The sequence below is a fragment of the Desulfuromusa kysingii genome (assembly GCF_900107645.1).
Taxonomy (GTDB): Bacteria; Desulfobacterota; Desulfuromonadia; order Desulfuromonadales; family Geopsychrobacteraceae; genus Desulfuromusa; species Desulfuromusa kysingii.
This window is the reverse complement of sequence record NZ_FNQN01000003.1, coordinates 338,666-354,092: the sequence shown is the minus strand read 5'-3', so window position 1 is coordinate 354,092 and position 15,427 is coordinate 338,666. Positions and strand designations below refer to the sequence as shown.

Sequence of the window (15,427 nt, the reverse complement as noted above, 5' to 3'; positions counted from 1 at the left end):
AACCGGCTAATCAGTCTAAGATACGTGTCTTTTGTCAAAATTCTTTTATAAATGCTAACAGGAAATCTATGCCCGAAGAAAATGAAGTCACCTTTAAAGACCTTTGTCTTGCCCCCAATGTTTTTAAAGTCATCAAAGAAATAGGTTATGAAACACCAACACCAATCCAGTCACAAAGTATTCCACCATTATTAGAGGGTCGTGATCTTTTGGGGCAGGCGCAGACCGGCACTGGAAAAACCGCTGCGTTTTCACTTCCACTCCTCAGTCGACTGGATCCAAAACTCAAAGCACCGCAGATTCTAGTACTCACACCGACCAGAGAACTTGCTCTCCAGGTTGCTGAAGCCATGCAGACCTATGCCCGTCATCTGAAAGGGTTTCAGGTTTTACCTGTCTATGGTGGCCAGAATATGGGACAGCAGTTACGCCAACTTCAACGTGGGGTTCAAGCTGTAGTTGGAACTCCGGGGCGGATTCAAGACCACTTACGTCGCAAGACTTTAAAACTCGATAAATTGAGTTGTGTCGTCATTGATGAAGCTGATGAAATGTTAAAAATGGGCTTTATCGAAGAGGTAGAACAAATCCTCAGTCATGCGCCGGAAGGTCGTCAAACGGCCTTGTTCTCCGCAACAATGCCAAAGGAAGTTCTGAATGTTGCCCGCAAACATTTACAAAATCCGCTGGAAATTAGAATTAAGAGTAAAACCTCAACGGTCGATAAAATTTCGCAAAGATTCTGGCAAGTCAAAGGTCTGCATAAACTTGACGCTCTGACCCGCATCCTTGAAGCTGAAGAAATCGACGGTATGCTGATTTTTGTCCGCACTAAAGTCGCAACCGTAGATCTGGCTGAAAAGTTGGAAGCTCGCGGTTTCTCCAGTGCAGCACTGAACGGTGACATGACCCAGATGTTGCGGGAGAAAACGGTAGAACGCCTCAAGGACGGATCGCTAGATATTGTTGTCGCAACGGATGTTGCTGCACGGGGTTTAGATGTGAAGCGCATCAGTCATGTCGTCAATTACGACATTCCTTACGATACCGAATCCTACATCCACCGTATTGGCAGAACCGGTCGTGCAGGACGCGAAGGTAAAGCCATATTATTTGTCGCTCCACGAGAAAAACGGATGCTTGTAGCCATTGAAAGGGCCACTCGCCAGCCGATTAAAGCCATGGCATTGCCAAGTCGTAAAGATATCACCAATCGGCGTATCAATCAGTTTAAAGAACAGATTTCCGCAGCAATGGAATCTGAAGATATGGAATTCTTTGAAGAACTGATAGATGAATACCAAAGTGAATATGATGTTGGTCATCGCAAAATTGCGGCAACTCTTGCTTACCTGCTGCAAAAAGAGCGCCCTCTTAATCCAGAAGATCAGCTTCCCGAAGAAATCCCGGTTGAACGCCCCGAACGAAACGTAAGACCAAGGCGCGAACAAAAAACCAGTGACGAACAGATGCAGACATATCGCATTGAGGTCGGTCGCAAGCATGGTGTAGAACCTGGAAATATCGTTGGCGCAATCAGTAATGAAGGTAAACTCAACAGCCGTGATATTGGCAGGATTCGCCTGTTTGATCAGTTCAGCCTTGTTGATCTTCCCAAGGACCTGTCGCAGGATGTCTTACATAAATTAAAAGGGGTCTGGGTTTGTAATGAACAACTGCAGATCAGTCCAGATTCAGGGTCACAAAAATCTGCTGCAAGTGATTTTTCCAAACGTAAAAGATTTGGTAAAACAGCGGGAGGATTCAAGAAATACGGTTCTCGCTCCAAGAAACCGACAACCACAAGACGCAAGTAAAAAACAGTTGGATTCAGTGGCAAAAAAACGTTCCATAGCTATTATGGGGCGTTTTTATAATATCCCCCACACATAATCCATCTCTTTAATCACATAAGGTTGCGCTATGATGGAGCAAGCGCTCAACAATAAACGCTATAGAGTATACGGTTCACGAGGGATTTTCTGTGAATGAATGGTCACAATTGCAAAATGGCAGTGATATCCGCGGAGTCGCTGTCGATGGCGTTGCAGGTCAACCTGTAACCCTACACGATTCCGTTGTCCGTGCAATTGGTTGTGCCTTTGCTCAATGGTTGGCACAGCGCTTGGAAAAACCGGCCCGTCAATTGCAAATCTCAGTGGGTCATGATTCACGCATTTCAGCTGAAAAAATCAAAGGTTCCATCTTTCAAGGGTTAACGCACGCCGGTGCCTCGATATACGACTGTGGCCTCGCTTCTACTCCGGCCATGTTCATGTCGACCATATTTACACAGCACAGCTATGATGGTGCCATGATGTTGACCGCAAGCCATCTCCCTTTTAACCGCAATGGAATCAAGTTCTTTACGCGTCATGGTGGGCTTGAAAAACGGGATATCACAAAAATTCTCAAGATGGCTGAAACCATCAGTGATGGTGTTGCCCCAACCTCGGTCACGGTAACCCCAGTGCAACTGATGGACGATTATGCCGCCCATCTGGTGAACATTATTCGGCTTGAATCGGGATCTCAGACTCCCCTCAAAGATTTAAAAATTATCGTTGACGCAGGGAATGGTGCGGGCGGATTTTTTGTTGACAAAGTTCTTCAACCCCTCGGTGCAAACACCACCGGAAGCCAGTTTCTGGAACCGGACGGGATGTTTCCCAATCATGCCCCTAACCCAGAAGATCCAAAGGCAATCGCTGCAATCGTGACTGCGGTCAGAGAAAACGCCGCTGACTTTGGGATTATTTTTGACACCGATGTTGATCGTGCTGGCGCGGTCGATAAAAATGGAACACCGATTAACCGCAACCGCTTTATTGCACTGATGGCAACCATCGTTCTTGAAAAACACCCCGGTTCAGTTGTGGTCACCGACTCGGTCACCTCTACCGGACTCAAATGGTGGATTGAGGAACATCTAAGAGGCAAACACCACCGCTTCCAGCGTGGCTATCGCAATGTCATCAATGAAGCGATTCGGCTTAATTCAAGCGGCAAAGAGTCTTATCTGGCCCTTGAAACCTCGGGTCATGGAGCCCTTAAAGAGAATTACTTTCTCGATGACGGTGCTTATCAGATTGCCAAAATACTGATTAAAATAGCGCAACTGAAAATGGCTGACCAAGGGACAATTGATGAGCTTATCGCCGGATTGCCCGAACCGGTTGAAGCCAAAGAGATTCGTCTCAAGATTAAAGTCGCTGATTTCAGCGCCTATGCTGATCAGGTTCTTGCCGATTTTGCCACTTTCGCTGCGCAGACACCTGGATGGAGTCTCACCGCGGATAATTATGAGGGGGTTCATGTCACCTGTGACGCTACAGCCGGCAATGGTTGGGCCCTCCTGCGAAAATCCCTCCATGATCCGCAACTGCCACTTAACATCGAAAGTGAGCAGATTGGCGGAGTCGATCAGATCAGCGCACAAATTAAAAGCTTTCTCTCCACTTATGTCGGTATTGAACTTCCAGATGAATAGCTCTTTTTAAAGCGTTAACAATTCACTTCTCAATCCAAATCACTGACACCATACAGGCGAAAGTCATTATCAATCCATATTGGCCTTTTTCTGATCCAAGATTCTTGACAATCCCTTAAAACCGCAGTAAACCTTTAAATTATAAGGTTTATTTATATCATTCTTTTCTTTAGATTGGTGACTTTCTGTATCTCAGGAGACTCTCCACTCTCCACCCTCTCAAGTTCTCCTGCCATACAACCGCCACCGCGTTTGTATTTTCAGGAGGATAGTCGTGTCATATACCCATTTAAAACAGTGGACAGAAAAGTTACTCCGTCATGCTGATGTCTCCATTGACGGAAAACGCCCCTGGGACATTCAGGTTAAAAACAAAAATTTATATCGTCGCGTATTTGTACATGGCAGTCTGGGGTTTGGTGAGGCATATATGGATGGCTGGTGGGATGCTGAATCTCTCGATGAACTTGTTTCCAGACTGATGAAAGCCCAACTTGATCAACATTTCAAATCTATTGCCTTGATGATCACAACCTTGAAAGCAAAACTCTTAAACTGTCAATCCCCAAGACGTGCCTATCAGGTTGGAGTGAAACATTATGATATTGGCAATGATCTTTATATCAATATGCTTGATTCAAGAATGATTTATAGCTGTGGCTATTGGAAAAACGCTCAGACTCTTGAGGAAGCTCAGAGAGACAAGCTAGATCTTACGTGCAGGAAACTACATCTTAAAAAAGGGCAACGGGTATTGGATATCGGTTGCGGATGGGGCGGATGTGCCCGTTATATGGCTGAAAACTATGGAGTTGAAGTTGTTGGCATTACCATTTCAAAAGAGCAAGCCGCACTAGCGAGAGATAACTGTCGACAATTGCCAATCGAAATTCTCGTCAAAGATTATCGAGAATTGCAAGGCCGTTTTGACCGGATTGTCTCTATCGGTATGTTCGAACATGTTGGTTATAAAAACTACCGTAACTATTTTAAAACCGTAGAAAAGCTTTTAGCGGATGATGGGTTGTTCCTGCTCCATACCATTGGTTCGAATACTCCTACTGAGCATACCGACCCCTGGATTGACCGCTATATTTTCCCGAATGGTATGCTCCCATCTGCCCAGCAGATAAGCTCAGCTTTTGAGGATTATTTCATTCTCGAAGATTGGCATAGCTTTGGCCCGGATTACGATAAAACGTTATTGTCCTGGTACGATAATTTCAATGAAGCCTGGTCAAGGATAAAAAAGAACTACGATGATCGCTTCCGCCGGATGTGGAACTACTACTTACTTGCCAGTGCAGGATCCTTCAGAGCCAGAAAGAATCAGCTCTGGCAGATCGTACTCTCAAAACAGGGGCTCACAAGCAACTATCGGTATCCGCGCTAGAACGCAGAGTGACCAACTTATGACTCCGATCTGAAAGGCGGAACTTCAGTCCAAACCTGTATCTTCACTCAGGGATAAACGAGGTTCCGGCATTTATCCGCTGCACAACGGCGACCAACAAGCTGATAGCCTGATCCAAATCGGAAAGAGAGAGGGTCTCTACCGGGGTATGCATGTAACGCAGAGGAATCCCCAACAATGCAGTCGCAACGCCACCACGTGACAGCTGCATAACATTGGTGTCATTCCCAGCGGCTCGCGGCAGACCAATAATCTGAACTGGTATTTTTTCTGCGGCAGCAGTATCGACCAACAACTTAAATAGCATCGGGTTGATATTTGCCCCACGCGCAAGAACCGGTCCCTTACCGAGCTCTACCCTGCCAATTGCAGAAGGTTCGACATCGGGATAATCGGTGGCATGGGTCACTTCAACCACAATACCGACATCGGGATTCACATCGTAACTGCTGGTGACTGCTCCGCGCAAACCAATCTCTTCTTGAACCGTCGATACGGTGTAAAGATCAGATGCGATCTCCCCGGATAATTTGACCCGTTTCATCACTTCGGTGATGATAAAAGCCCCCATCTTGTCGTCAAAGGCTCGAGATGTGGCGCGGTTGTTTTGCAGGCTTTGCACCCCCACGGCAAAAGTGACCGGGTCACCAATCTGAACGAGGGCTTCAACCTCCTCACGACTGGCACAGCCGATATCAATAAACTGTTGCTTTAACTTGATAACAGTATCTCGATCTTTTGGCTCAATCAGATGGATTGCTTTTTTACCGACCACTCCAGAGACATCACCCTGTGCCGTATGGATCTTAATCCGCTGCCCCGGGGAAAGATGTGGATCAACCCCGCCGATGGCGCCAAAATAAATAAACCCCTGCTCATCGACGTACTGAACCATAAAACCAATTTCGTCACAGTGACCGGCGAGCATGATCTTTTTTTCCCCCAGACCATCAAGTCGGGCAATCAGGTTCCCCATAACATCAGTTTTAAGATCATTAGCGACCCCTTGAAGCTGAGTCTTTATCAGCCGTTGCGCGGGCTGTTCAAAACCAGAAGGGCTTGGGGTTTCAACAAGTTCTTTTAAAAATTTAAAATCTTTCTGTTTCATCTATAAGCCCTTGGCTTTAGCAACCAGCTCAGCAGAATTTTTTTGTGCCTGTATATATTGCTCTTCTGTCATCCCGGCACCTAAGGCAATTTTATGAATCAACTCTGGGGCGAGAATATCTGACGGGGCATGAGCGTCATTATTGACGACCAGCTTTGCCCCATATTCAAGAGCAAGCTTAACCACGTGACCGTTAGTGAGAGAATTGCCTTTCCGGGTTGTGACCTCCAAGCAGACTCCCAGTTCTGCAGCGAGTTTCACCTCTTCCACAGTTATGAGTCCCGGATGGGCGAGAATATCGACCTGCGCTTTGATTGCAGCCATGTTTGTCCCCGGCATCACCGGATCAATGATTGCCTCACCATGGACGACGACCAGCTCAGCACCATGATCACGGGCCATTTGAGCAACTTCAGCAATAGATTGTGGCGGGACATGAGTCAACTCAACTCCAGCCAAGACAGTGATATTATTTGCGGCGCCAATTTCATCAACCACGCCAACAATATTATCCAGTAACCATTTGGTATTACTTTTATCGGCATGATCAGTGATCGCTATAGCTTTATAGCCCGCAACAGATGCACGACGAATTAATTCCGTCGGGACAAGTTCACCATCACTAAAAAAAGTATGTGTGTGCAAATCTATCATGATCTCTTCCTACTTCCTATTGAGCTTCAACCAATTCCCCGATGTGGGAATTTCTGAAGACTCCGGTTATTTTGACAGTGACAGTCTGTCCAATAAGATCCGCTGGCCCCTGAAAATTGACAATTCGATTCCAGGTTGTGCGGCCAAACATCTGCCCTTCCCCCTGCTTACTTTGCCCTTCAACCAAAACCGCTAACACCTGATCAGAATCCTCTTGCCAGACTTCCGCACTGATCTGTTGTTGTAAATCCAGCAACCGTTCAAAGCGTTTCTGCTTCTGTAAAGCCGATTGACCATCCGGCATCTTTGCCGCTGCGGTCTCGACACGTGGGGAGTACAGAAAGGTAAAAGCGTCAGCATACCGGACCTGTTTAACCAGATCGAGAGTCGCCTGAAAGTCGTCCTCAGTCTCACCGGGAAAACCGACGATTATATCTGTCGTCAGACGAATTTGCGGACAGACCTGTTTTAATCGTTCGACCTTATCAAGATATTCTGCGACGGTATAACAGCGATTCATCAGTTTAAGAATGCGGTCCGAACCGCTTTGAAATGGCAGATGGATATGTTGACACAATTTATCCAACGAACCAAAACAATTGATCAGCTCGTCGGTCAAATCCTTAGGATGCGACGTGGCAAAACGTAACCGTTGCAAGCCTTCAATCGCATCTATCTGTTCCAGCAACTGAGGAAATGTGACGTCTTCATCACTTTTCAGATTGTACGAATTTACATTCTGCCCCAACAGAGTTATCTCCCTGACACCCTGGGCGACCAAACCTTTGACTTCAGTCAAAATATCAGCGCTGGAACGACTGATTTCACGTCCACGAACATGGGGAACAATACAGTATGAACAAAAATTATCGCACCCTTGCATGACGGTTACAAAGCGGGTTACAGATTCCTGCACCGTCCGCTCAGGGAAAAGGTTCAAGCGGGTATCCCGGTCCTGAAAAGTCGTAGCGCAGCCCCGCTTGCGGTTCTGTTCAACGTCCTGAATCAACTCTGGCAAACGATGAATATTGTGCGTTCCGAAGACCAGATCAAGGAAAGCCACCTTTTCCAACATCTTCTCACCTTCTTGTTGAGCGACACAGCCTCCCACACCAATAATCAAGTCCGGTCGTTTATCCTTGATCGGCTTAAATCGACCCAGATGACCATACACTTTGCGTTCAGCTTTATCGCGAACCGAACAGGTGTTGAGCAGGATCACGTCAGCCATTTCGGCAGATCCAACTTGAGAATAACCCAGTGAAGTCAATGATGCCGCTATCTGCTCGGAATCAACCACATTCATCTGACAACCAAATGTTTCCAGGTAAAAAGCCTTATTCATTTATCACCATCATAGTTAGATATTAAAAGGTCACGCATCATAGCGATCTGTTTCTTGCCATGTCAAACACAATCCACAGATCAGGAATCGCCCTGCGGTAGTAAGTTAAGAAAGTTTTCAGGATGTTCTATGCACTCTAAGGTCACCGGCTGAGTCTCTTGAAAAGATAATCGCAAACTGGATAGATGCTCACCGTAATGTTTCTGCTTCACTTTCTTGAAATGACACAGAGGATAAGAGTTGGTGGTCGTCTTAAACATGCGATTACGCACTAACAACCTCTGATCAGTCAGCGCGTAGAAAACCTTTTCCCAGCGTAATCGAGCCATGATCAACTGCCCCGGTCCCACCGCAAATGCCGCGAGAGCAATCAGAAAAGGGGCAATAGCGAGCCACCAGGAATAACCTTGGCTACGGACCAGTTCCACACCCACCATCAACCAGAAGCAGCTGGCCAAATAGAGAATTGTCCCGATTGTCGCCTGCAACCAGTGCCGAAAAGTGTAACAACGGGGTGCTGGTCGCCCTTGCCAGAGAATGGTCTCTCCATCCTGCAAAGACCAATTAAAACTTCCTTGAATCATCTTGGTAGACTCCTTAACCGGGACGCTGCTGCTGTCCCCAACTTGCCATCCCTGTCAGCTTGGACCACCGCTAGATAAAGCTCCCGAGCTTTGGTTAAATCCTCCTGTGCCTCTTTCACTTGACCCAGTAAAAAAGCCGCTTCCACTGTTGCTAGCTGCTGCAGAGACTCTTCCAATTGGGTCACAGCCTGTTGGTATTGTTGATTCTGCAAGTAGATATAGCCTAAGCCTAAGCGGGGTTTATAATAACCAGGGTCAACGTTTACCGCTTTAAGTAAATAACGCCGCGCCGGGATTGTATCCTCAATCCGCAAATAAGCCAAACCCAAGCTGGTCAGCAAAAAACTGTTGTCAGGAGTTTGTTGCATTGCGGAGTGATAAAGTTCAATAGCCACCTGCATATCTCCCCGGACTTCAGCAGCATGTGCTTGCTGATGGAGAAGATAGGCTTCAGGTGCGGTATCACGCAACTGCTGTAAAGACTGCTCATAGAGCACTTTCCCGAGTCTGGCTTCCTGACCTAGGGGCACTTGAGTCAACGATTCAGCATCCCTATATTCAGAGGGAGGAGGACCCGCACAACTACTTATTAACAGCGTAAACAGCAAAACCAGAAGATAGTTCATAGCCACCAAGACCATTGAGAAAATGATAAAATTATTGCATACCCGCAAAAGGATGATTATAAATGAAGCGCCTAGGGGGTGACAAGAACCGAGTACATTTAAGGAGGATTTATGCTTGCTAAAACTGATGCAACAGAGTTGTTGACAATTGCCAGAGATGCCATCACTCACCAGATCAACAATGAAGCCTATCGTCTGGAACCCCGAAAAGAAGGACCACTTACGACTCAATCTGGCTGTTTTGTAACAATCACCCAACAGGGTCGATTACGTGGTTGTATCGGTCATTTCCAAGCACAACAACCCTTATTCAAAGAGGTTGCAGCCATGGCTGTCGCGGCGGCATGTCATGACCCACGTTTCAAACCGATGGATAGGGCCGATCTGGACAACTTCGAGCTGGAGATCACCATCCTCTCCCCTCTTGAAAAAATATCAGATATCAATCAGATTATCGTTGGAACCCATGGGATCTACATCATCAAAGGGAGCAACCGGGGGGTATTACTGCCACAGGTAGCGACAGAATATGGATGGGATCGGGAGACTTTTTTACAACAAACCTGTATCAAAGCCGGTCTCCCGGAAAATTCATGGCTACACCCAGAGGCAGAACTGTTTATTTTCAGTGGTGAGATTATCCACGAATAAAGGTGGGCGCCCCCCTCCGTTAAAAGCTACTGGATCAAATGCTGGGTAATCCCCAACAACGTTAACGAGCTGACAAAGATCCACAGTGTGACCCCGTGTAACAATGGACGTGGACCAATCCGCTGCAAGACACTGCGACTCAAACCGCAGCCCACTAAAAACAGAGTGATAACCAGACACTGTCTGGCAATAGCGCTCAATATTTCCCAGAGACCAGCCAACTGCGGCACCAGACTATGGAGAATGGCAGCGATTACAAATCCAGCGATAAATAAGGGAAACTTGGCTTTTTGCTCCGACCGCAACCACAATCCGGCAGCCATCGCGATAGGAGCAATCCATGCGGCCCGAGTCAACTTTACCGTGGTCCCGGTACGCAATGCTTCAGCGCCATAACTTGCTGCAGCACCAACAACGCTGCTGGTGTCATGAATCGCCATTCCAGCCCAATAGCCAAATTGATGCTGAGTCAAACCGACCAATTCACCGACAAAAGGAAACAACAGCAATGCCACGGCATTCAAAGAGAATACCGTTGCCAGAGCCACAGCGATTTCATCATCCTTTGAACGCAATACTGGAGCCATTGCTGCAATAGCACTGCCGCCACAGATAGCTGTTCCGCACGAGATGAGCGCTGCGGTGTTCCCTTTCAGGTGCAGCATACGGCCAAGAAGCAGGCCAACACTGATCGTCATCACAATTCCCAAAATCGTATAACCAGCAGAATCTTTCCCGACCAGCCAGACTTCCTGAATGCTGAGTCCGAATCCCAAACCAATCACTGATAACTTTAAAAGGACCTGACTGGCTTTGGTTGACTCCTTGGGCCAAGGGTTACCAAACACAAGGCTGAAAACAATTCCACCCGCTAGAGCCATCGGTGTTGTTACAACCGGTGCCATGCACAGCGCCAACAAACAGATAAAAATGATCTTCGTCATCGAAAGTTTCTCCACTGAAGTTATATGGTTCAATTCGTGGTTGGCACACTAGTGCTTTTCCTATATAAATAAAAATATATAATTCTTCTCTTTTGCATCAATTTTTTTGATGGAGCACCTATGAATATCAGCCTCAGGAAGCTAGAAATTTTTACCACGGTCGCCCTTTCAGGCAGCGTGACGAAAACCGCAGAAAAATTACGCCTCAGTCAATCCGCGGTCAGTATGGCCCTCAGCGACCTCGAAAGTCGTTACGATGAACCACTATTCGTTCGTCAAGGGCGGAAACTCTACCTCAACGACAGAGGTCGTTCACTCCTGCCACTTGCCCAGGAAATACTGACGCAAGCCGTTGCCATAGAGCAACTTCTTGCCGATTCAACCGCTGAGCCCATGGGTCAGTTGCAGATCGGCGCAAGTACAACCATCGGCAATTATCTGTTACCCTTGCTGATGGGGAAATTTTCTAAGACTTACCCGAAAGCCAGCATTGCGATGCAGGTGGCAAACAGCGACGTTATCAGTAATATGCTGGATAAAGGGGAATTAGATTTAGCTCTGATTGAGGGCCCCTGCCATTTAAACCGATTGGAACAACACTTTTGGAGAGACGATCAACTTGTTGTTATTGCCGGGCAGAAACATCCTTGGACAACCCGGAAAGAGGTGCAACATCAAGATCTAATTCATGCGGATTGGATTGTTCGCGAGGAAGGGTCGGGAACACGAGAAGTGTTTGAGCAGGCCATGGACCGAAAGGTTCCCAGCTTACCTGCAGTCATCGAACTAGGTCACACCGAAGCGATCAAGAAAGCGGTCGAGGCGGGATTAGGTGTCAGTTGTCTTTCACGCCTGGCAGTACAAAGAGAACTGGATCATGGTTGGCTGGTAGAAATTAAGACCGTTTTAAAGTTACAACGCCCCTTAACCTTGTTGTTAAGAAAAGATGAAAGCCGCAGCCTCCTGCTGAAGGCTTGCCTGAAAATTTTACAGCCCGCCTGGGATGAGCACGATGAAACGGCGGCAATCACAATTAAAAACAACTCACAGGGTTAATCCAACGGGTCAAACTTGTCACGTTCAGCGTAGCAAAGAGGGCAAACCCAGCCCTCTGGCAGATCATCAAATGCTACACCCGGTTGAATCTTGTTCATCTCATCCCCTTTTTCGGGGTCATAGATATAACCGCAACACGTACAGATATAGCGCATGGTAAAACCTTCCTCGCAAAGATGCTGTTGTGATTAGATGGCAAAATATTTGGCTTGTGGATGGTGAGCCACAATCGCCGAAGTACTCATCTCTGGAACCATTTCAAAAGATTCGGTTAAACTGACCCCCATTTCTTCAGGCTTTAATAGTTCAAACAAGGGCTGATGGGCGCTCATATCCGGACAGGCAGGATACCCAAAACCATAACGTGAGCCCTGGTAACCTTGGGCCACATAAGCTTCCATACTGCCACGCTCCTGTTGAATACCCATCTCAACTCGCATCTGTTCGTGCCAGTACTCAGCCAGAGCATCGGTCAACTCAACACCAAGTCCATGGATCATCAGATAATCGTGATAACTATCTGCTTCATACAACTCCTTGGTGCGTAAAGCCAATTGATCACCGATCGTGACCACAAAAAAGCCGACTTTGTCTCCCCCTTCGCTGGCAGTACGGAAATAATCGGCAATGCACAAACCGGGAGCACTAGACTGACGGGGGAAACTGAAAACCTTGGTTCCAGAATCACTCGCAATCAACAGTTGATCACCCTCACTGACACAATCAAAGTAGCCATAAGTCACCTGCGGTTGTAACCAACCTTCGTTCAATGCTTCGTCTTTTAAGCGCTGAAACAAAGGACGAACTGTCTTCTCGTTGAGTTGGGCATAATCCTCTTTTGACATTTTTCCACGGCGATAGCCCCAGCGCCCGCGAAACAATGCTGCTTCATTGAGATAACTGAAAATCTTTTCACCATCAATATCTGCCACCAGTTTGCGACCGACAAAGGGGACAGATGGTGGCTCAAAAGAGCGATCCAGAACCTCATGCTGTGGACTGGGACGGTTTTTATTGACACCACTCTCTTGCCATTGCGTGGAGATCAGTGTTCCTGATTCAAATTCACGAATCGCCTTCAGACCGGCAAAGGCATCGGCACAGTAGATCACCTGTTGGTGATAGTTGGGAACGCAATCAACAGCGACAAACTTTGTTGTCAATGCCGCGCCTCCAAGGAGAACCGGTTGAGTCAGCCCTGCAGACTTAAACTGGTGCAGATTATCTTTCATTAACAGCGCTGATTTCACCAGCAACCCGGACAACCCAACAACATCAACCTGAAGCTCTTTAGCTTTGGAAATAATCTCTTCAGCGGAAACCTTAATACCAATATTGTAGACCTTGTAACCATTATTGGTCAGGATAATATCAACCAGATTTTTGCCAATATCATGGACATCGCCCGCCACAGTTGCCAGCAAGATAGAGGTTTTCCCCTCATCTTCCAGTTTTTCCATATAGGGTTCGAGCAAAGCGACACTCTGCTTCATTGCTTCGGCAGATTGCAGGACAAAAGGCAACAACAGCTCGCCACGACCAAACAATTCACCAACTTCACGCATTGCTGGAACCAGCAAATTGTTAATAATATCTAAAGGCTGCCAACGGCCACGCAAGGCGGTCAACAGATCCTCCAGGCCCTCTTTATCACCTTTGAGAATTTTCTGGTGTAAGATCTCTTCGGGTTTCAGCTTGTCTGCATCGACACTATCATCCTCTTCGACCACTTGTTCAAAATGGTCAATAAATGTCATCAAGGCATCCGGGTGGCGGTTAAACAATAAATCAGTACTAACTTTACGGTCTTCTTCACTGATGCTTGCATAGGGGAGCACTTTGGCCGCATCGACAATCGCAGTATTCAGACCAGCGTCCACGGCTTCATGAAGAAATATTGAATTTAATACTTTGCGTGCCGCAGGGCGTAGACCAAAACTGATATTGCTGACTCCCAGGGTAAATCCAACCCCCGGAAGCTCCTGATTGACTCGTCTGATCGCCTTTAAGGTTTCAATCGCGGCATCACGCATGGATTCATCACCTGAACCGACGGTAAAGGTGAGCAAATCAAAAAGAATATCCTGCGGACGCAATCCATGTTTCTCAACTGCCAGAGCATAGATATCTTTCGCCACAGCAAGTTTTTTTTCACAAGTCAACGCCATCCCTTCAAGATTTATCGTCAGAGCGACAACTGCAGCGCCATATTTTTTGGCCAAACGACAAATCCGATCCAGGTTGGCGCCCCCATCCTCCAGATTGATAGAATTGATAATCGCCCGCCCCGGATAAAGGGGCAACACCAGTTCTAGGGTATCGGGACTGGTGGAATCAAACATCAGCGGGGATTTACAGGAACCGGCAAAAAGTTTGGCCAGTTGCACCATATCTGCAGCTTCATTGCGACCGGCGTAGGCAACACAAAGGTCCAGCACCTGGGCACCACGTGCTTCCTGATCCAGAGCCACTTTAAGACAGGCATCCCAATCTTCAGCCAGCAGAGCCTCTTTAAAAGCTTTGGATCCATTCGGGTTACAGCGCTCACCGATTAACAATGGCGGGATCTCCTGATAGAGCTCAACGGCCTGATAAAGACTGGCGACAGAAGCTTTCATACTAGCACCTCCCGTTGCTTAGGTTTGGCACCAGCAATACGTTTCACCAGCGCAGCAATATGGGCAGAACTGGTTCCGCAGCAACCACCGACAATACTGACACCCTGGTTGACAACAAATTGGTACATCTGCTCCGCATAATCTTCTGGGCTGAGGGGATAACAGGTTTCGCCATTGACAACTTCCGGGAGCCCCTGATTGGGGATAACAGAAATACGCTTTGGCCAGTTTTCACTCAGATAGTTGATGTGGGAAATCATATCCTGAGGGCCGGTAGCACAGTTAAGGCCAAGAGAAAACAGCGGAAAGGGTTCTAATGCCGCCACCACAGCAGCGATATCAGAACCAACCAGCATGGTCCCCTGCTGCTCAATGGTCACGGACGCCATCACCGGGACCGGTTGGCGACAATGCTCCAGAACTTCAAAGGCTGCAATCAGGGCTGTCTTTGTTTGCAGCAAATCCTGACAGGTCTCGATAATCAGACAATCCACCCCAGCTTCCAGCAAAGCTTCTACCTGTTCTCGTGTTGCAGAGGCAAGTTCAGATACTTCAATATGCCCCAAGGATGGCAGCTTTGTTCCCGGTCCAACCGAACCCGCAACATATTTATTCGCCTGACCTGCAATCGCCAATCGCGCATTCTCAACGGCACGAGTATTAATTTCCTTAACCTTATCTTGCAAATCATACTCTGCGAGGACAATCCTTGAGGCACCAAAGGTGTCGGTTTCCAACACCATCGCTCCAGCGTCGAGCATGCTTTTATGAAAGTTGATAATATGCTCAGGTGCCGACAGATTAAGAACCTCGTTACACCCTTCGCATCCAGCCCAATCGGCTTCAGTAATATTCATCAACTGGAGACTGGTTCCGCAGGCACCATCAAAAATCAGTAGCGGTTGTTCAGAAAAGGTCATTTTTATTCCTGTAATTA

General features: G+C 47.2%; 14 protein-coding genes. 5 read left to right on the top strand and 9 right to left on the bottom strand.

Annotated features, from left to right (window positions below; all coding sequences use genetic code 11):
* Positions 1-68 precede the first annotated feature (68 nt).
* The 3 genes from BLU87_RS06965 (at position 69) to cfa (ending at position 4,883) form a co-directional block, all read left to right on the top strand.
* Entirely contained in the window at positions 69-1,817 is a 1,749-nt protein-coding gene (locus BLU87_RS06965; protein WP_092346097.1) for a DEAD/DEAH box helicase, read from the top strand.
* Between the two features lie 167 nt (positions 1,818-1,984).
* Entirely contained in the window at positions 1,985-3,490 is a 1,506-nt protein-coding gene (locus tag BLU87_RS06960; RefSeq protein WP_092346095.1) for a phosphohexomutase domain-containing protein, read from the top strand.
* Positions 3,491-3,764: 274 nt separating this feature from the next.
* The gene (gene cfa / locus BLU87_RS06955; RefSeq protein WP_092346093.1) at positions 3,765-4,883 is read left to right on the top strand and encodes a cyclopropane fatty acyl phospholipid synthase; all 1,119 of its coding nucleotides are present in this window, start codon (positions 3,765-3,767) and stop codon (positions 4,881-4,883) included.
* 64 nt (positions 4,884-4,947) lie between these two features.
* Here cfa and BLU87_RS06950 read toward each other — a convergent pair whose 3' ends face one another.
* The 5 genes from BLU87_RS06950 to BLU87_RS06930 all read right to left on the bottom strand — a co-directional run bounded on the left by BLU87_RS06950 (position 4,948) and on the right by BLU87_RS06930 (position 9,125).
* Positions 4,948-6,012, bottom strand: coding sequence for a M42 family metallopeptidase (locus BLU87_RS06950; protein WP_092346091.1), 1,065 nt, complete (start codon positions 6,010-6,012; stop codon positions 4,948-4,950).
* Positions 6,013-6,666 carry a histidinol phosphate phosphatase domain-containing protein gene (locus BLU87_RS06945; RefSeq protein ID WP_092346089.1) on the bottom strand — a complete coding sequence of 218 codons (654 nt, stop codon included), beginning with the start codon at positions 6,664-6,666 and terminating at the stop codon, positions 6,013-6,015.
* Between the two features lie 16 nt (positions 6,667-6,682).
* A complete protein-coding gene (gene miaB, locus BLU87_RS06940; protein ID WP_092346087.1) occupies positions 6,683-8,011 on the bottom strand; it encodes a tRNA (N6-isopentenyl adenosine(37)-C2)-methylthiotransferase MiaB in 1,329 nt (442 codons plus the stop codon).
* 80 nt (positions 8,012-8,091) lie between these two features.
* Positions 8,092-8,595 carry a hypothetical protein gene (locus tag BLU87_RS06935; RefSeq protein ID WP_092346085.1) on the bottom strand — a complete coding sequence of 168 codons (504 nt, stop codon included), beginning with the start codon at positions 8,593-8,595 and terminating at the stop codon, positions 8,092-8,094.
* Positions 8,592-9,125, bottom strand: coding sequence for a tetratricopeptide repeat protein (locus BLU87_RS06930; RefSeq protein ID WP_245706407.1), 534 nt, complete (start codon positions 9,123-9,125; stop codon positions 8,592-8,594). Before BLU87_RS06930 ends, BLU87_RS06935 begins: the two co-directional genes overlap by 4 nt.
* A 207-nt stretch (positions 9,126-9,332) precedes the next feature.
* Between BLU87_RS06930 and amrA the strand changes: the two genes are divergently transcribed.
* Positions 9,333-9,872 (top strand): AmmeMemoRadiSam system protein A, encoded by a 540-nt coding sequence (amrA, locus tag BLU87_RS06925; RefSeq protein WP_092346081.1) that lies wholly within the window; start codon positions 9,333-9,335, stop codon positions 9,870-9,872.
* Between the two features lie 26 nt (positions 9,873-9,898).
* Here the strand turns inward: amrA and BLU87_RS06920 are convergent, their stop codons facing one another.
* Positions 9,899-10,816, bottom strand: coding sequence for a YeiH family protein (locus tag BLU87_RS06920; protein WP_092346079.1), 918 nt, complete (start codon positions 10,814-10,816; stop codon positions 9,899-9,901).
* 120 nt (positions 10,817-10,936) lie between these two features.
* On the opposite strand from BLU87_RS06920, the gene BLU87_RS06915 reads away from it, so the two are divergent.
* Positions 10,937-11,872, top strand: a complete 936-nt coding sequence (locus tag BLU87_RS06915; RefSeq protein WP_092346077.1) for a LysR substrate-binding domain-containing protein — start codon at positions 10,937-10,939, stop codon at positions 11,870-11,872.
* Here the strand turns inward: BLU87_RS06915 and BLU87_RS06910 are convergent.
* Genes BLU87_RS06910 through BLU87_RS06900 form a run of 3 tightly spaced genes read right to left on the bottom strand, consistent with a single transcriptional unit; the run spans position 11,869 to position 15,410 of the window.
* The gene (locus BLU87_RS06910; RefSeq protein ID WP_092346075.1) at positions 11,869-12,027 is read right to left on the bottom strand and encodes a rubredoxin; all 159 of its coding nucleotides are present in this window, start codon (positions 12,025-12,027) and stop codon (positions 11,869-11,871) included. The two genes, BLU87_RS06915 and BLU87_RS06910, sit on opposite strands and share 4 nt — an antisense overlap.
* Positions 12,028-12,060: 33 nt before the next feature.
* The gene (locus BLU87_RS06905) at positions 12,061-14,490 is read right to left on the bottom strand and encodes a methionine synthase (RefSeq protein WP_092346073.1); all 2,430 of its coding nucleotides are present in this window, start codon (positions 14,488-14,490) and stop codon (positions 12,061-12,063) included.
* The gene (locus BLU87_RS06900) at positions 14,487-15,410 is read right to left on the bottom strand and encodes a homocysteine S-methyltransferase family protein (RefSeq protein ID WP_092346071.1); all 924 of its coding nucleotides are present in this window, start codon (positions 15,408-15,410) and stop codon (positions 14,487-14,489) included. Before BLU87_RS06900 ends, BLU87_RS06905 begins: the two co-directional genes overlap by 4 nt.
* Between the last annotated feature and the right edge of the window lie 17 nt (positions 15,411-15,427).